The organism is uncultured Imperialibacter sp. (genome assembly GCF_963974565.1).
In the GTDB taxonomy this organism is placed as follows: domain Bacteria; phylum Bacteroidota; class Bacteroidia; order Cytophagales; family Cyclobacteriaceae; genus Imperialibacter; species Imperialibacter roseus.
This window is the reverse complement of sequence record NZ_CAXBCJ010000019.1, coordinates 1-16689: the sequence shown is the minus strand read 5'-3', so window position 1 is coordinate 16689 and position 16689 is coordinate 1. Positions and strand designations below refer to the sequence as shown.

14 protein-coding genes are annotated in these 16689 nt (G+C 47.7%); 9 read left to right on the top strand and 5 right to left on the bottom strand.

Annotation, left to right across the window (positions count from 1 at the left end; all coding sequences use genetic code 11):
* The first annotated feature begins 644 nt into the window (after window positions 1-644).
* Complete coding sequence (locus AAC052_RS21645; RefSeq protein ID WP_339815475.1) at window positions 645-2723, top strand: tetratricopeptide repeat protein; 2079 nt, start codon at window positions 645-647, stop codon at window positions 2721-2723.
* Here the strand turns inward: AAC052_RS21645 and AAC052_RS21640 are convergent.
* On the bottom strand, window positions 2720-3457 hold the full coding sequence (locus tag AAC052_RS21640; protein ID WP_317489568.1) for a response regulator: 738 nt from the start codon (window positions 3455-3457) through the stop codon (window positions 2720-2722). The genes AAC052_RS21645 and AAC052_RS21640 overlap by 4 nt on opposite strands.
* A gap of 209 nt (window positions 3458-3666) precedes the next feature.
* Between AAC052_RS21640 and AAC052_RS21635 the strand changes: the two genes are divergently transcribed.
* Both AAC052_RS21635 and AAC052_RS21630 read left to right on the top strand, forming a co-directional pair.
* Window positions 3667-4365 carry an arylesterase gene (locus tag AAC052_RS21635; RefSeq protein ID WP_339815474.1) on the top strand — a complete coding sequence of 233 codons (699 nt, stop codon included), beginning with the start codon at window positions 3667-3669 and terminating at the stop codon, window positions 4363-4365.
* Window positions 4366-4368: 3 nt separating this feature from the next.
* The gene (locus AAC052_RS21630; RefSeq protein ID WP_339815473.1) at window positions 4369-5751 is read left to right on the top strand and encodes a sodium:alanine symporter family protein; all 1383 of its coding nucleotides are present in this window, start codon (window positions 4369-4371) and stop codon (window positions 5749-5751) included.
* A 5-nt stretch (window positions 5752-5756) separates the two neighbouring features.
* Here AAC052_RS21630 and murF read toward each other — a convergent pair whose 3' ends face one another.
* The 3 genes from murF to AAC052_RS21615 all read right to left on the bottom strand — a co-directional run bounded on the left by murF (window position 5757) and on the right by AAC052_RS21615 (window position 10609).
* A complete protein-coding gene (murF, locus tag AAC052_RS21625; protein WP_317489571.1) occupies window positions 5757-7052 on the bottom strand; it encodes a UDP-N-acetylmuramoyl-tripeptide--D-alanyl-D-alanine ligase in 1296 nt (431 codons plus the stop codon).
* A 282-nt stretch (window positions 7053-7334) separates the two neighbouring features.
* Window positions 7335-8495 carry a homogentisate 1,2-dioxygenase gene (locus tag AAC052_RS21620; protein WP_339815472.1) on the bottom strand — a complete coding sequence of 387 codons (1161 nt, stop codon included), beginning with the start codon at window positions 8493-8495 and terminating at the stop codon, window positions 7335-7337.
* A gap of 494 nt (window positions 8496-8989) precedes the next feature.
* On the bottom strand, window positions 8990-10609 hold the full coding sequence (locus AAC052_RS21615; RefSeq protein ID WP_317489573.1) for a S41 family peptidase: 1620 nt from the start codon (window positions 10607-10609) through the stop codon (window positions 8990-8992).
* Window positions 10610-10988: 379 nt separating this feature from the next.
* Between AAC052_RS21615 and AAC052_RS21610 the strand changes: the two genes are divergently transcribed.
* The 6 genes from AAC052_RS21610 to AAC052_RS21585 all read left to right on the top strand — a co-directional run bounded on the left by AAC052_RS21610 (window position 10989) and on the right by AAC052_RS21585 (window position 15528).
* Entirely contained in the window at window positions 10989-11738 is a 750-nt protein-coding gene (locus tag AAC052_RS21610) for an iron-sulfur cluster repair di-iron protein (RefSeq protein WP_317489574.1), read from the top strand.
* A gap of 3 nt (window positions 11739-11741) precedes the next feature.
* Entirely contained in the window at window positions 11742-12158 is a 417-nt protein-coding gene (gene ruvX / locus AAC052_RS21605) for a Holliday junction resolvase RuvX (protein ID WP_339790400.1), read from the top strand.
* The gene (gene def, locus AAC052_RS21600; RefSeq protein WP_317489576.1) at window positions 12155-12706 is read left to right on the top strand and encodes a peptide deformylase; all 552 of its coding nucleotides are present in this window, start codon (window positions 12155-12157) and stop codon (window positions 12704-12706) included. The genes ruvX and def overlap by 4 nt, the downstream gene beginning before the upstream one ends.
* Before the next feature lie 4 nt (window positions 12707-12710).
* Window positions 12711-13862: a methionine aminotransferase gene (locus AAC052_RS21595; RefSeq protein ID WP_339815471.1), complete on the top strand. Its 1152-nt coding sequence runs from the start codon at window positions 12711-12713 to the stop codon at window positions 13860-13862.
* A complete protein-coding gene (locus AAC052_RS21590; protein ID WP_339815470.1) occupies window positions 13844-14632 on the top strand; it encodes an amidohydrolase in 789 nt (262 codons plus the stop codon). Before AAC052_RS21595 ends, AAC052_RS21590 begins: the two co-directional genes overlap by 19 nt.
* 119 nt (window positions 14633-14751) lie before the next feature.
* Entirely contained in the window at window positions 14752-15528 is a 777-nt protein-coding gene (locus tag AAC052_RS21585; protein WP_339815469.1) for a LuxR C-terminal-related transcriptional regulator, read from the top strand.
* Window positions 15529-15543: 15 nt separating this feature from the next.
* Here AAC052_RS21585 and AAC052_RS21580 read toward each other — a convergent pair whose 3' ends face one another.
* Window positions 15544-16437, bottom strand: coding sequence for a sugar phosphate isomerase/epimerase (locus AAC052_RS21580; RefSeq protein WP_339815468.1), 894 nt, complete (start codon window positions 16435-16437; stop codon window positions 15544-15546).
* Between the last annotated feature and the right edge of the window lie 252 nt (window positions 16438-16689).

Genomic DNA, 16689 nt, shown 5'->3' with positions numbered 1-16689 from the left:
ACCGATGGGTGTCAAAGGGCCGCAGAGCCTGCTGGCGCTTCTTCAAAGACAAAGATCTTTCTAATAAACCCCTAATATATTTGCTGTCCTCTATTTGCCTAACTCGGTTCCTGTCCCAACCGATGAGAATTCAATGGCGAAAGAATTTGGGACTAGTGAAACAAACAACGTTAAGAGCCGCATTTTGCCATCATGGCTAAAAGCCAGACGACGTATTTGAGCAGCAAGTGACAACATCGAAAAAATTGACCTTTTCATACTGGTATATTGGTGTTTTTGAGGGGTAAAAAAAGACGGTGGTGACAGGCGATCAGGTTTGCTTAAATTGCTTTTGTCAAAAAAATAAAGTACTTAGATGAGCTGTTATTGCTTTATTTACAGTCAGTTAAGTCTTGTAAATTATGCTGAAATTGAAATAGCGATTTGGGAATGTTTGCAGGTGATGAGATTTGGTTCTTGAGCTATCTCATTTTTTTTGTGAATGAAATATTACCATAAACTCTTTGTAGGGCATGACATGTAAGCGGGCCTTTTTTGTGGTGTTCTTTTTTTCTTTTTTCTTTTTTCACGAACTGAGATGCCAGCCATTTTTGTCCCAAATCGATAGTCTCACCCGGCTACTGAAAAATAAATTGGATGATACCATGCGGGTCAGGGTCTATAACTCTATCGCCGCCTACAGACATCTTAGTAATTTTGAAATGGCGATCGGTTATGCACAACAGGCGCTGAAGTTGAGCCTCAAATTGGGATATGCAAAAGGGGAAGCGATGGCTTATCAGAACAAAGCGCTTGCTTACTGGGCCCATGCTGTGTATGACAGTGCGCTATTTTATCATTCAAAAGCGCTGGATATTTTCCTGGAAAACAATTTAGAGGATGATTTTGGGGAAGCTTATAATGGCATTGGATTAGTCTATTACTACACCGCCAATTACCCCAAGGCGCTGGAATACTTAAATAAGGCAGAGGCGCAATTCAGAAAACTAAACGATACAACAAACCTGTCCCGGATTCTGAACAATCTGGGTCTTATATACGATTCAAGGGGAGAATATCTTCGATCAGAAAATTACTTCATTGAGGCGATGAAGCTTGACTTAAATTTCCGAAATGTATATGAGCAGTCGTCAAAGCGATACGAACAGCAAGCCTCAGAAGACAATACCTTTGTAAAAAAGAGATTGCTTCAGCGTAAGCTCAATGAACTTGAGTCCTTTTCGCAGAAGGAACCCTCTCTGGCGCTGGTGTCAAGGTATTATGAGATAGCCAATCTTTTCGAACTTCTTGGTGAAGACGAAAAGGCCATTGAGTACTTCCATAAATCCGAATATGTATATGGTGCTCTCGATGAAAAGTTGCTTTTGGCGGATTGCTATCGAAAGCTGGCAGAAATCGAGAGAAGACGTAGCAACAACGATGTATCCAGAGACTATCTAACGCAAGCATATCAGATTTTTCTTGAAAACGGCTACAGCATTCAACTGGATTATGTGTTGAATGACCTGGCGGATGTTGAAAGCGCTCATGGGAATTTCCGAAAGGCAATAGACTATTTAAATGCCTGTATCCTTCTTGATGATAGCGTCGGTCATAGGCTGTCAGTTATAACCACTAAAACTAAGCTTTCGGGCCTCTATCTTACTGTTGGCAATATTCCTTTGGCTATAAGCACAGCACGTGACGCCTACGACGCGGCGTCAAACCTTGAGATAAAAAAAAGTCAGCGGAATGCCGCAAAAGCGCTATACAAGGCATACGTTCAGGGAAAGGACTTTGAAAGAGCATTGTTTTTTCTTGAGGAGGCGACCACTATTGAGCAAAAAATAGACAATGCACTGTCGCATAGGGAAATTGCGAAATTGAAGATCGGCTACGAGACAGAGGAAAAGCAAAAGGAAATTGATCAGTTGCACCAGATCGCAACGCTCAATTCCAGCGTACTTACGCTCCAGAAGCAAATGATCATTTTGCTTAGTGCCGGGTTGGTAGCCATCATCATCCTGTTGATGTTTGTTAATACAAGGCTCAAAAAAATCAGAGCGCTTAACTCAAGCATAGATACGCAGAAAACACAGATTGCCGACCAAAATAAAAGGCTCGAAAAAAGAGCCAGAGAAAGGGAAATTCTTATTGGAGAAATCCATCACAGGGTAAAGAATAACCTCCAAATAATTTCGAGTCTTCTCAGACTTCAGCAAAGAGGCATTGAAGATGTAAATGCCAGAAAGGCAATTTTTGAGGGGCAGAACAGGGTGCAATCAATGTCGTTGCTGCATCAGCGACTTTACCAGCAGGGCAACCATGAATCGGTTGAGATGAAGCAATATGCCGAAGATATTTTTGACCATCTGTTGAGGGTTCATCATTTGGGTGAGTCTCAGGTGAGTAGGGTGAACTCTTGTGACGAGATAGATTTAGATGTGGATACGGCAGTTACGTTTGGGTTGATTATCAACGAAGTTTTCTCAAATATCTTTAAGCATGCTTATCAACCTGGAAAAAAACTTACAGTAAAATGTGAAGGCACCAGTGCAGGTAATCAGGTGCTGGTGAGAATATCAGACAATGGCCCCGGTTTTGATCTGGAGTTCGAAAGCAGCCAGGCTCACTTTGGGCTTAACCTCATGAAGATGCTGGTTTCTGAGATGGATGGTACGGTGCTGTTTTCCAACACAGAAGATGGGGGCGCCGAAGTCGAGATCAAGTTCAGGATGGCCTAGGAGATTTTCAAAAACTTCTCTGTCAAAATATCTTTATTAGAATTGCTTACAGGTATGGCGACTTCTCTCACATACAGATTATTCCGGTCAAACTTGTCAACCATATGAAGGTTAACAATGAACGACCTGTGCACCTTCAGGAAAATAGACGGAAGGTTTGACAAAACACCTTTCATATTCATTGATAAGGTCATTGTGCCCTGCGTAGTATGTATTTTGGTATAGCTTCCATCTGCTTCAACATACAATATGTTGGTAAATGGCACTTTGTGATAAGACTCGCCCTGCTTAATGAAAAACGAATCGTTTATGACGGGTAGAGCATGCTCGCCGTTTGACACACCTTTGTCATTTCTGTCTTTCTGGAAGTTCTCTATGGCGATGTCAATGGCTATCTTCAGGTCGATGGGATCGAAAGGTTTGACCAGGTAGGCCGCTGGGTGAGTACTTTTGGCTCTATCAACAGTCGCTGAATCGCTGTAGGCAGTTAGATAAATAACCGGAAGAGAATGGGTGGCAGTAATCTGCCTGACGGTTTCTACACCGTCTATAGGGCCATTGATATTGATGTCCATCAGAAGGATGTCTGGCGACAACTCTTCTGTCTTTTCAATCGCATCAAAACCGTTGGTACAGACCCCTAATGTTATATATCCAAAATCTTCAAGGCACAATCTCAGGTCTTCGGCTACCACTGACTTATCCTCAACAATGAGGACTTTTACTTGTTCCATTACAAGGTTGGCTAACTAGTATTAAACAAAAAAATCGAAGGCTCACGGGATGCCTGCAACTGATGGTACAGGTAGTTACGTGTTAAGTTAATCAAGAATTTCGTTTTAAGTAAAGTTATCGGAAGGATTTTCTACTCATCAACTTGGCGCCTGTCAGAAAGATGTTCCGTCATGAATTAGTATACTTGTAATTATAAAAGAAGGTACTTATGATAAAAAGTATTTTGGGAATGCTGCTGCTTGTGGGTGTATTTGCCTGTGACGGCATTGATAGCAGCAAACAAAAGACCCCAAAAAAGAAAACAAGCGAAGCAGATGCCGCCGGCGAATCGGAAGAGGATAATCGAAAAGTCATCCTTTTCTATGGCAACAGCATCACGGCTGGCTACGGTTTGGACATAAGTGAAGCTTTCCCTGCTATCATTCAGGAGCGGCTTGATTCGCTTGGTTACAATTATAACGTTATCAACGCCGGATTGAGTGGCGAAACCAGCGCTGGTGGGCTTTCCAGGATCGATTGGGTGCTGAAAACACCAGTCGATATTTTCTCTTTGGAGCTGGGTGGCAATGACGGACTGCGTGGGATAAGCCTCGACGAAACCGAGAAGAATCTTTCCCAAATCATAGAAAAAGTAAAGCAATCTAATCCGCAGGTAAAAATTATCGTGGCTGGCATGCAAATTCCACCTAATATGGGGCAGGAGTACACCGACAGGTTCAAGGGCATTTTCCCGACGCTTGCAGAAAAGCACAATACGGCGTTTATTCCTTTCATCTTGGAGGGAGTGGGGGGAATTCCCGAGCTAAATCTTCCCGATGGCATCCACCCCACGCCGGAAGGACACAAGATGTTGGCAGACAATGTGTGGGCTGTGCTCAAACCTATCATTGACGAAGACAATATTTGATCTGTGGACAAAATAGAGAGTTTCATTTCGGCTGCGGCCAACTTTGTATGGGGGGTTCCATTGTTGGTGCTCGTCATGGGCGGCGGCATTTTCTTCATGTTCTATTCGGGCTTTGCACCTTTCAGTTACTTTAGGCACGCCCTCGATGTCTTAAGAGGCAAATACGACGATCCGGATGCTCCCGGAGACGTCAGCCATTTTCAGGCGCTTTCCGGTGCTTTGGCAGCTACTATTGGAATGGGCAATGTAAGTGGCGTAGCCATTGCCATTGTCATGGGTGGGCCGGGCGTTATCTTCTGGATGTGGGTGAGTGCTTTCTTCGGAATGGCCACCAAGTTTTTCACCTGCACCCTGGCAGTGATGTACCGGGGTAAAGACTCCAATGGAGATGTGCAGGGTGGCCCGATGTATGTGATTACAGAAGGTCTTGGGAAGAAATGGAAGCCATTGGCCGTGTTTTTCAGTGTATTCTGTTTTTTTGGAGCCACACCTATTTTTCAAGCCAACCAGGTCATTCAAGTCACCAACGATGTGTTGCTTACACCAGCTGGATTTACATGGGCCGGTTCATTCGGCTCCAATCTTGTCATGGGTTTAGCTATAACGGCGCTTACGTGTCTCGTAATCTTTGGAGGTATTAAGAGAATTGGCCTGGTGGCCAGCCGCATGGTGCCGTTTATGGTGGTGCTGTATATGGCCTGTGTGTTATACATCATGGGCATTCATTTTTTTGATATCCCGCACATATTTGGAATGATTCTGAGCGATGCATTTACAGCAAAGGCTGCAATGGGGGGCGCCATCGGGGCTCTGATCATAGAGGGAGCGAAGAGAGCGTCTTTCTCCAATGAAGCTGGTATTGGCACTGCGCCATTGATGCATGGGGCTTCCAAGACCAAAGAACCGGTGCGGGAAGGGCTTGTGGCCATGATGGGGCCAGCCATCGACACACTCATTGTATGTACGCTAACGGGTTTTGCCATCCTCGCTACCAACGTGTGGCAAACGACAGATACCAACGGCATTACCCTGACAGGTAAGGCATTTGAGGCGGCCATGCCGACAGTAGGGCCATTCCTTTTGTTCCTATGTGTGCTGATATTCGGGTTTACCACCCTGTTCTCTTACAGCTACTATGGCACCAAATGCGTCAGCTTTCTGGCGGGAGCGAAATACGCCCATTACTTCAACTATTGGTATGTTTCCATCATTATTGTGGGATCCATCACCACACTCACCATGGTGGTCGACTTTATCAATGTGATGTTTGGACTGATGGCCATCCCAACTATGGTGGGAGCCATTTTGCTGGCGCCTAAAGTAAAGGCTGCTGCCAACGACTACTTTGGCAGGGTGAAAAGAGGGGAGCTGGTGAAGCAAAGTTGAATTTTTTATTCCAAAGCACTCACCACTTTTTCCAATCCTATACCTCTGCTGGCTTTTATCAAAATCGTGCAGTCAGCGAAGCCCGATGTCTTCACATGGGCCAGTAGTGCGTCTCTCGTTTCAAAATATAAAGCCGAAGGACATGCTTCTTTGGCTTGTTTCATTTTAGGCCCGCAGAAAATCACCTGACTGAAACCCGCTTCGCAAGCCGCTTTGCCGATAGCGGTATGCTCCATGTCGGAGTCAGCGCCTAGCTCCAGCATGTCGCCCAGGATGGCCACTTTGTTGTCGGCCTTCATGGTCTTTAGGTTCTCGATGGCCACTTTCATAGAGTCGGGGTTGGCATTGTAGGCATCGAGGATGATATTGTTGCTGCCAGCTTTGAGTAGCTGAGAGCGGTTGTTTTTTGGCTGGTAGCCTGCAATGGCGGCTTCGGCCTGGTCCAGTGGTACCTCAAAGTACTGTCCCACAGCCATGGCGGCAGCGATATTGTCGAAGTTGTAGCTGCCAATCAGCTGGCTGGTAACAGGCACCCGATCGCCGACCTGAAACACCACGAATGGGTTGGCTTCAATGAACTTCACTTCGTAAGTGTCGCCAGATTGGGGGAAGGTTATGGCTGATTCGAATCGCTTGACCATATTTTGCAGCTTGGGCTGGCGGCTGTTAATAAAGACGGTGCCTCCATTTTTGCGGATATGGTCGAAGAGTTCGCTTTTGCCCCTGAGCACGCCCTCGATGCCGCCGAAGCCTTCCAGATGGGCCTTGCCGATATTAGTGATCAGTCCGTGGCTGGGGTTAGCGATGTCGGAGAGCTCTTTGATATCGCCAACCTTGTTGGCTCCCATTTCAATAATGGCCACTTCCACCTGCGGATGAATGCCCAGCACGGTCAACGGCACGCCGATATGGTTGTTGAGGTTGCCGGTGGTGGCATGGGTGATGTATTTCTTGCTGAGCACGGCATTGATCAGCTCTTTGGTGGTGGTTTTGCCGTTAGAGCCGGTAAGGCCCAGTACCTGGCGATGGAACCTGCTGCGGTGGAAAGCGGCGAGGTCTTGTAAAGCCTTTAGGCCATCCTCAGCCAGGATGTATTGGTCTCCCTTTTTGTATGCCACATCGTCGATTACGGCGTAGCTAGCACCCTTGGCCAGGGCTTCTCCGGCATAGGCGTTGGCGTTGAAGTTGGGGCCTTTCAGTGCAAAGAAAAGGTTGCCTTCAGCAACGGTGCGGGTGTCGGTGCTTACTCCGCTCGATAAAAGAAACCGGCTATAAAGGAATTCGATGAAGTTGTTGTCCATTCACAAATTGTTTGAGGTCAAAGGTAATGAGGAGCAGGTGAGTACGAAAGTGCCGGGCGAGAAAGTCGGCAGGGGGAGTGCTTCTGGCTGCTGCATTTTCGCAATACTGTTAACCTGAGACTTCAATAGGGGACCGGCGGCTGACGGCCCCAACGCTGCTGGCCTGCTTGCCGTATCGACGCCTACCATCTCCCGGGGCCGATCTTTTTCGGGCGGCTGACGGCACCCACGCAAACGCCATCCCCGCCGCACCGACGCCGCTGCTTCGGTCTTCCAGTTTCCTTACTCCGTCCAGCTCATTGGGTAGTTAGGATCCACAAATTCAAGCGCCTCCTCAGTGAGATACAGTGGCCCAAATGTGTCGAGCATCACTGCCAGCTCTTCGGTTTCTTTAGCGCCAATGCTCTTTTCTACCGTGCCGGGGTGAGGCCCATGTGGCAAGCCGCCAGGGTGTAAAGTGAAAGAGCCTCTCTCAATTCCTTTTCGGCTCATGAAATTGCCTTCCACGTAATACAGCACCTCATCAGAGTCGATATTGCTGTGGTTGTAGGGCGCTGGAATCGACAGCGGGTGATAGTCGAACAGGCGGGGCACAAAGCTGCAGATAACAAACCCATGTGCCTGAAAGGTTTGATGCACCGGTGGCGGCTGGTGGATGCGCCCGGTTATCGGCTCAAAGTCGTGGATGCTAAGGGCATAGGGATACAGGAATCCGTCCCAGCCCACCACGTCAAACGGACTGTAGTCGTACACATACTGATGCAGGTAGCCGCCTTTCTTAATTTTCATGAGAAACTCGCCTTTCCTGGTTTCGGTGACTGGCTCCGATGGTGGCCTGATGTCCCTTTCGCAGTAGGGCGAATGCTCTAAAAGCTGCCCCAGCTCATTGCGGTACCGCTTCACAGTTTCGACTGGCCCAGCCGACTCGATAACCAGCGTTCTCAGAGGTCCTTTGTCCCACTCAACTTTGTAAATAGTGGTACGGGGAATGACCACATAGTCGCCCGACTTGATCCTTAGCTTGCCAAACTGAGAAAGCAGCCAGCCGCTGCCATCGTGGATGAAAATGACCTCATCGGCTTCGGCATTTTTGTAAAAGTAGTCCATGCTTCGGCTGCTGGGATTGCAGAGCGCCATCGACACATCTTTGTTCTTGAGCAGCACTTTGCGGGCTTCCAGCCAGTCGCCGCCAGTGGTGCCAACGCCGGTTGTTTTCAAATGGGTCTGCAGCAGCGCATTGTCCTCAGCAATTTTCGACCCGTACCTGACGGGCGTGCCAACGGACTTCACCCTGGTAGGGGCGTTGATATGGTAAAGGTTAGAGTAAATGCCCGAAAAGCCTTTGGAGCTTACCAGCTCTTCCTTGTAGAGGCTGCCATCGGGTTGCCGGAATTGGGTGTGTCGCTTGGGGGGGATTTCTCCCAGTTTATAATAGTAAGCCATCTCATGTAGGGTTAATAGTCAAATTTAGATAACAATGCAGGCTTTATAGAGCAAAGGTGTCTTAAAATTTGGGTGTGCTAAGCTGCGCTAAAAAATCATTTCAGAATCCGGTACAGATGAATATGTCCTCAAAGCCGGACTGGCTGTTACTTTTCCTGGATGAAAAGTAACCAAAAATCATCGAAAAATTAACGCACATGCCAAAAGCCCTCATCCGCCGCCATTTTTCGCCCCCCCTCCCAAAAGGGCGCCTCTCAATTTCAACAATGTCATTTAACCGAAAACATCCGATAGATTATTTCCAGAGCATAATCAAGACTGCAAAAGTTTGGCAGCTCTATCGCAGCTCTTTAACCAATCTCACTCCAAGTATGCTAACTGCATTACCGCCCACTGGCATAAACTTTTGTAGTCTACTTAAAAAAAAAGCTGAACCCGAGCTTGTCAGATTCAGCTTTTGAATTCGGATTCATCCACCCGAAATCTCCAATGCTTTAATTTCTTTCTGCCAGCTGCTCGGCCTGGTCAAACAGCGTCAGGGCTTTGATGAAAATCTCGTCGGCCTGGTTGAAGACGGGGAAGAAGCCTTCCTCGCCCCAGTTGCTTCGGGCTATCTGCGCCTTCATGTGAATACGCACCAACTCCTTCGACTTGGCAAAGTCAGCTGCGGCGTATTTCACGCCATTTTCCTTTGCCACCTTGTTGAGGTCCTCCAGCATTTTGTCGGTCACGTTAAAGTCGTTGAAAAACTCGTCAAAGCCCATTTTCTCAAACTTCTGCTTGTTGGCCTCGTAGTATTTGAATGTGTACTCTCTCAACGAGTTGCTGGTATACATCTTGGTCAGGTAACTTGATGTTTCCGTCGTGTCGATGGGAACAAAGAAGTCGGGCACAATACCGCCTCCGCCATACACTTTTCGTCCCTTGCCAGTAGCATATTCCAGCGTATCGTTCACGTGAATGCTGTCTGCTACGAAAAGCTCACCGTTTTCATACCTGTCGGCCAGGTCATGAGAATAAGCGGCGTCCTTGCCATCGTATGGCTTCTGTATAGAGCGGCCGCTTGGCGTGTAGTATCTCGAAATCGTCAGTCGCAGTTCGGCACCATCGCTCAAGTTGATAGGCATTTGCACAAGGCCTTTGCCAAATGACCTACGACCAACAATCAGTGCCCGGTCATTGTCCTGCAGGGCACCGGCCACAATTTCAGAAGCCGAAGCACTTCCCTGGTCAATCATTACAACAACAGGGCCTTTCTCAAAAATACCCTTGCGCACTGCCCTGTATTCATCGTTGTAGCGGGTTTCTTTTCCTTTGGTATAAACGATCATGTCATCGTCGGCGAGCAGCTCGTCGGCCATGTTCACCGCCTTATCCAGGTAACCGCCAGGGTTTCCTGTCAGGTCAAGCACCAGCTTTTTCATGCCCTGGTCAATCAATTTTTCCATGGCCGCATAAAACTCATCGTAGGTAGTGGCTGTGAAACGGCTCACCTTGATGTAGCCCACCTCCTTATTGACCATGTACGACACATCCACTGATGACTGAGGTATTTTATCCCTGATGATCGTGAAGTCAAGCGGTGCTTTTTTGGAATCTCTGATGATCTGTAGTTTCGCTTCCGAGCCTTTTGGCCCACGCAGCTTTTCAAACACTTTTCGGTTGTTCAGGCCTATACCGGCAATGTTTTCCCCGTCCACCTTCACAATCTTGTCGCCGGCCTGGAGTCCAACTTTCTCGGATGGGCCGCCGCTAAGTGGCGTAACAACATAGAGTGTGTCTTTGAAAATATTGAATTCAATACCAATGCCCTCGAAGTTGCCCTGAAGTTGGGACTGAGCAAGCACTGCCTCTTCCTTGGGAATATACACGGTGTGTGGATCCAGTTTCTCCAGCATCTTCACAATGGCAGTTTCTACCAACTCCTCTGAATCAACATCATCCACATAATTTCTGTCAATATAACCCAGCACCTCCCTGAACTTGAACAGACTTTTGTTCATGTCGCCCGATGGGGTATCACTGGTGGTGAAGTTAGCTCCCAGAAGCACGCCAATGGCGACAGCTGAGGTAATGATGATTGGCAAACGGATGGCCCACTTTGAGTTGTTCATAATTTTTTTCTTTGATCAAGACTTCTATTTTCTCCAGTCAGTATTCAATAAATCACATTGTGTATCAACAACAATCAACATCGTTTAGTTAAGAGGTTCAATCACCCAATTCTATTTTTACCCCAGCCCTATTGGGGAAACCTAAAGGGCGACACAATGACCATTAGTAGGCCCCTTTAGGGGTAGGGGTGAAATGCTCTTAACTAAATAGCATTTATAACAACAGTTTAAGTTCAAACGCAACTTAATAGTGTTCGGTTATTAATAGCCTTGAAATTTATGCGATTAGTTGGTCAATGGCAATGGTAAGTTTTTAATATTCAGCGTTTACACCATCAACCATAATGTGTATATTTGCTTCTTAATCAGAATCTGTAGCGTGAAGCTTGCCCAAAGAACCATTAATTCTATCATCGACGAGAACTTCGTGTTCGCTAAAGTGCTCGACTACTTTGGGGTGGCTTTCTACAAATACTCGGGGCATACTTTGGAGGCTCTTTGCAAAGAAAAAAACCTTCCTTTGGATAAGGTACTTCGCAATATGGAGCGCTACAAGCCACAAAGCCAGTTTGACAAAAACACCATTTCCACCTATCCGGTTGATCTGATCATTGAATACCTGAAGCATTCACACCACATATTCATCAAGCAAAAACTGCCCTACCTGGCCCGCCTTATCAATGGGCTTGATCAGCGATCTGCTGTGAGCAAGACATTGGCTGATGACCTCAAGTTTGTTTTTCCCCTGTTTCTGGAAGACTTCATACACCACGTGTACGAGGAAGAAGACACACTTTTTGCCTATGTGAATTCGTTGTATAAAGTTCAGCAGGGCACCATGCCTTCAAGTAAATTGTTCTACATGCTGGAGTCGTACTCTATTCAGGAGGCGGCGCTCGATCACGACCATACGGAAGATGAATTGAAAGGCATAAGAGAAATAACTGGTGATTACCAGCATAACCCTAACAATGACCTTCACCTGAAGGTTATTTATGAGGAGTTCAAGGCATTTGACAAAGAGTTGGTACAACATGCGTCTATTGAGGACGAAGTGCTTTTCCCCAAGGCGCTCATGCTTGAAAAGAGTGTGCAGGAGTTGATCAACAGAAAAATCCGCTGGAACTAGCACATGGGGCGTATTCTTGCCATTGACTACGGAGGCAAAAGAACTGGTATAGCCGTCACCGATCCCTTACAACTGATTGCCACGTCGCTCGAAATGGTTCGATCGCATGAACTTATTGCGTTTTTAAAGCAATATTTGCAAAAGGAAACTGTGGATGCTTTCGTGGTGGGAATGCCAAAAAAACTGGACAATACCGACACCAACGGCACGCTGCTGGTCAACCGGTTTCTGGTGCAGCTAAAAAAGGAATTTGCGGAAATGCCCATTCATTTGATTGATGAGCGTTTCACCTCCAAAATGGCCATGGACACCATGATTGCCGGGGGCATGAAGAAAAAGGACAGGAGAATTAAAGGAAACGTAGATAAAATAAGTGCAGTGATTATACTGCAGTCGTACATGGAGAGTAATAGATTATGATTTACCCTATAGTAGTATATGGTGATCCCGTATTGAGGAAGAGGGCGGCTGATATAGAAAAGGGATCTGATGTAAAGCAGCTTGTGTTGGATATGTTTGAAACCATGCGAAGTGCTAGTGGCATTGGGTTGGCAGCGCCGCAAATAGGCATGTCTATCAGGCTGTTTGTGGTGGATGGGTCACCGCTTGAAGAACCCGAATTGTCGGGATTCAGGAAGGTGTTCATCAATGCCAAAATTGTAGAAAGAGATGGCAAGCCTGTCGTGATGGAAGAAGGTTGCCTGAGTATTCCCGGCGTGAGGGACGATGTGCAACGGCCGGACAGCATCACGGTGAACTACTACGACGAGCACTGGAAAGAATATACAGAGACATACGAAGGCATGAAGGCCCGTATTATTCAGCATGAGTACGACCACATTGAAGGCGTGCTCTTCACTGACCATCTCACTGCTTTCAAAAAGAGGATTATCAAGAATAAACTTGTGAATATCAGCAGGGGCAAAGTGTCGGCTGACTATCGTTTGAAAATTCCCGTGAAAAGATAACTGCATGACGCCCATTTCTTCGAAGCTGCCAGACGTAGGTACCAGTATTTTCACAGTGATGTCGAAACTGGCGCTGGATGAGGGGGCCGTTAACCTTTCGCAGGGGTTCCCTGATTTCCCTATTTCGGAAGAGCTGGCAGAGGAAGTGATGAAGGCCATGAAGGCCGGGCTGAATCAGTACGCCCCCATGCCTGGCTTCCCACCGCTGTTGAAAGCCATTTCAGAAAAGGTGCTGCATACCTTCGGCTGGACACCCAACCCGGCAACCGAAGTGATGGTAACGGCCGGTGCCACGGAATCGATTGTTTGTGCCATCCTTACCCTGGTAAAGGAGGGAGATGAGGTAATTGTGTTTGAGCCGGCTTACGATTCGTACCAACCTTGCATTGCCCTGGCAGGCGGCACTATGGTGCCTATTCCCCTCAATTTTCCGGATTACAGCATTCCATGGGACCAGGTAGAAGACAGCATCACGTCCCGCACCCGCATGATCGTAGTGAACACGCCCCATAACCCCAGCGGTGCCATTTTGGCGGAGAGTGACCTGGAGCAGCTGGAACGACTGGCACACAAACACGGCATTTACATCCTCGGCGATGAGGCCTATGAGCACATCATTTTTGAAGGAAAAAAGCACCACAGCCTGCTCTCAAGTCCCAGCCTGAAGCCCTGGGCCATTGCTGTGTTCTCCTTCGGAAAAACCTTTCACGTGACGGGCTGGAAAATAGGCTATATGGTCACCCACCCTGAGCTGATGGTGGAAATGAAAAAGGTACACCAATTCCTCACATTCAGCGTTAGCACGCCGATGCAAGCTGGTATTGCCGCTTACCTGAGCTCGGGCGATCATTATTCGGGCATTGGCCCCATGTTTCAGAAAAAGCGAGACCTGTTTCTCGATTGTATCAAAGGCACCGACTGGAAACCGCTGGCGAGCCACGGCACGTATTTTCAGGTGATGTCGTATGACGAAATAACAAAAGAGAATGACTACGATCTGGCCATACGCCTGACCAAAGAAATGAAAGTGGCCAGCATCCCGGTGTCGGTGTTTTATCACAACCACACCGACCACAAAGTATTGCGGTTCTGCTTTGCCAAGCAGGACGAAACCATCATTCAAGGAGCCGAAAAACTATGCAGGATCTTAAAGTAGCCCTCATACAAGCCGATCTTCATTGGGAAAGCATTGAAGCCAACCTCCACATGTTTGAGGAAAAAATATGGAAGATCAGGAACAAACCGGACATCATTGTGCTGCCCGAAATGTTCACCACCGGCTTCAGCATGAAAGCCAAAGAGTTGGCTGAGCCCATGAACAGCAAGACCTTCCGCTGGATGAAGCAGCAGGCAGCACAGACTCAGGCGGCGATACTTGGCAGCTATATCGTGACAGAAAAGGGCCAGTACTACAACCGCTTCATAGCCATGCTGCCTGATGGCACCCACCATCAGTACGACAAGCGCCACCTGTTTGCGCTCGCTGGTGAGGCCGATGGATTTACTCCGGGCACTGAGCGGCTGATTTTTGAATGGAAGGGCTGGAAAATTTGCCCTATGATCTGCTACGACCTGCGCTTCCCTGTGTGGGCCCGCAACAAATGGGAAGACGACACAGCTTCTTTCGATCTGCTGGTGTACATGGCCAACTGGCCAGCGCCGAGAGTCAATGCGTGGGACACGCTACTTCAAGCCCGAGCCATAGAAAACCTGTCGTATTGTATTGGCGTCAACCGCATAGGAGTGGATGGCGTGAAAGCACAGTACCTGGGGCATTCCGCCGCCTACAACCACAAAGGTGAAGAGCTCGTTTTCAATGAGGGCAAAGAATGTATACTAGAGGCAACTCTCAACTACGAGGAAATGGCTGCTTTCAGAAACAGGTATCCGTTTTACAAAGAAGCGGATGCATTTGAGGTGAAGTAGCAACCGCCATTTCGACTGCCTGTCCCTGCCACGAGGTTACCATTAGGCCGATCTGGGTATTGAACCATGTTGGCAAGAGAACAGGGTTCTGGTTGAGCCCTTGAGCATGAGTACGACAGATGGATAAAAACCAGATACTTCACCAGATTTTTGAATCACACGACAACTACCTGGCTAAGGAGTCAGCTTCCCTGCAAAAAGTACCTGTAGAGGAGCTCGTTGCTTCCTTTTTCTGCCCCGGGCCTTTTTACTATTATATTTTAGATTCTCCCACGCTCACTTTCGAAAAGGCAAGCAGCACCCTCACAGCCATTTTGGGCATTGACGTAACAGGTAAGCCTATAAGCGAACTGGTCAACATTGTGCACCCCGACGATTTAGATTTTCTTTTGAAGTGCGAGGATTATGTGGCGCATTTCCTCAAAAACAAGGTGGCACCTGAAAAAATGGTGAATTACAAGGTCAGCTACTGCTTCAGGGAAAGGGTAAAAGACGGCACTTACAAGCTGTTCAATATGCAAACTATTACCCTGGCTACCACGACAGACGGAGCGCTATTGAAGGTGATGGGTGTGCACACCGACATCTCGCATATTACCTCCACCAACAATTACCGGCTGTCGCTCATTGGTCTCAACGGAGAGCCGTCCTACCTGGGTATTGACGTTTTTGAAAGAGAGGTTTCAGCCATTCGTTCAACTAAGCCTGTTTTTACCAAAAGAGAGCTTGAGATTGTGAGGTTACTGGGAGAAGGCCTTGCTGTAAAAGAAATCGCAGCAAAGCTTTTTATCGCTGACACCACGGTAACCACCCACAAACGCAATGTGCTCAACAAATCTCATTGCAGAAACACCACTCAGTTGGTGGCCTATTGCCTGAAAAAGGGACTGATTTAATGGCAGCAAAGCCGGTCACAAGTACTTCTGCAGATGCTTCTTAAAATACTCAGCGCTGTCAGTGATGCTCTGCATGGAGTTGGTGGCAAAGTTGCCGCCCTGCTCCAGGTAGTAATATTGCAGCGCATCGGCGTCGATGGTCGATAGCATTTTGATGTAGTCGATGGAGCCGTTGCCCAGCTCGGAGTAATCCTGGGTCACTTTGTCCATGTCTTTGATATGCCACATCACGTAGCGGCCCGGGTTGGCAGCAATAAGCTCAGCAGGAGTTGAGTTGGAGGAGCGCACCACCCAGTACATGTCCATCTGTAATTTGACAAGCTGGGGGTCTGTCTCGCTCAGAATGATGTCATACCCTTTAACACCATTGTGCGGAGCAAACTCGAAGTCGTGGTTGTGGTAGGCAAAGCCGAGCCCGGCCGATTGCACCCGCTCGCCCATTTGGTTGAGCTTGTCGGCCAGCGCTTTGAAATTGTCGGGTGTGCGGTAGTCGGGTGCCAGCCAGGGCCAGGTGATGTATTTGGCGTCGATCACTTTGGCGCCTTCTATGCACTGGTCGAGGTAGCCGAGCAGCGTGTCCATGGGCTGATTGAAATACGAAGAAAAATCATAGTGCCCGCTGGTGGCGGTGAGTTGCAGGTCGTTCAGGAGCTTTTTGAAGTCGGCGGCCTTCATGCCGTAGTAGGTGCCTTTTGCGCCGTCGTAGCCAAAGATCTCCGTGTCCTGATAGCCCAGCGTCTTGACCTGCTTTAGTGTGCTGACCGGGTCTTTGGCCATGGCATCTCTGATGGTGAAGAGCTGCAAGCCCATTTTGTATTTTGGCTTCCTGGCTGCTGAAAAGCCGGTGAGTGGTACCAGCGCAGCTGCCGACAGCGCACCGGCAGACTTAACAAATGTTCTTCGATTCATCTTCAATTATTGAGGGTGTTTAAGTTTCTCAATTTACCATTAATAGATGGAAACTTGAGGTGTCATTTGCAACAAACTGGTGTGGTGATGGGGTGGGCATTGCTACTTTGGAGTGAGGGGCTGGCATAATGACGCCTTTACAGAAGAACTCTATCCGATCCTTATAAATGCTGATTCATTTATAGAATGCCTACTCTGTTGGTAGTATTACATTAACTGTGTCAGTCTTTAAATATTAAGCTTCAGTCTGTC

Bases quoted from the DNA above. Each gene is read 5' to 3' on its own strand.
- AAC052_RS21645 (WP_339815475.1), top strand. From the start codon at position 645: ATGCGGGTCAGGGTCTATAACTCTATCGCCGCCTACAGACATCTTAGT.
- AAC052_RS21640 (WP_317489568.1), bottom strand. From the start codon at position 3,457: ATGGAACAAGTAAAAGTCCTCATTGTTGAGGATAAGTCAGTGGTAGCC.
- AAC052_RS21635 (WP_339815474.1), top strand. From the start codon at position 3,667: ATGATAAAAAGTATTTTGGGAATGCTGCTGCTTGTGGGTGTATTTGCC.
- murF (WP_317489571.1), bottom strand. From the start codon at position 7,052: ATGGACAACAACTTCATCGAATTCCTTTATAGCCGGTTTCTTTTATCG.
- AAC052_RS21620 (WP_339815472.1), bottom strand. From the start codon at position 8,495: ATGGCTTACTATTATAAACTGGGAGAAATCCCCCCCAAGCGACACACC.
- AAC052_RS21615 (WP_317489573.1), bottom strand. From the start codon at position 10,609: ATGAACAACTCAAAGTGGGCCATCCGTTTGCCAATCATCATTACCTCA.
- ruvX (WP_339790400.1), top strand. From the start codon at position 11,742: ATGGGGCGTATTCTTGCCATTGACTACGGAGGCAAAAGAACTGGTATA.
- def (WP_317489576.1), top strand. From the start codon at position 12,155: ATGATTTACCCTATAGTAGTATATGGTGATCCCGTATTGAGGAAGAGG.
- AAC052_RS21595 (WP_339815471.1), top strand. From the start codon at position 12,711: ATGACGCCCATTTCTTCGAAGCTGCCAGACGTAGGTACCAGTATTTTC.
- AAC052_RS21590 (WP_339815470.1), top strand. From the start codon at position 13,844: ATGCAGGATCTTAAAGTAGCCCTCATACAAGCCGATCTTCATTGGGAA.
- AAC052_RS21585 (WP_339815469.1), top strand. From the start codon at position 14,752: ATGGATAAAAACCAGATACTTCACCAGATTTTTGAATCACACGACAAC.
- AAC052_RS21580 (WP_339815468.1), bottom strand. From the start codon at position 16,437: ATGAATCGAAGAACATTTGTTAAGTCTGCCGGTGCGCTGTCGGCAGCT.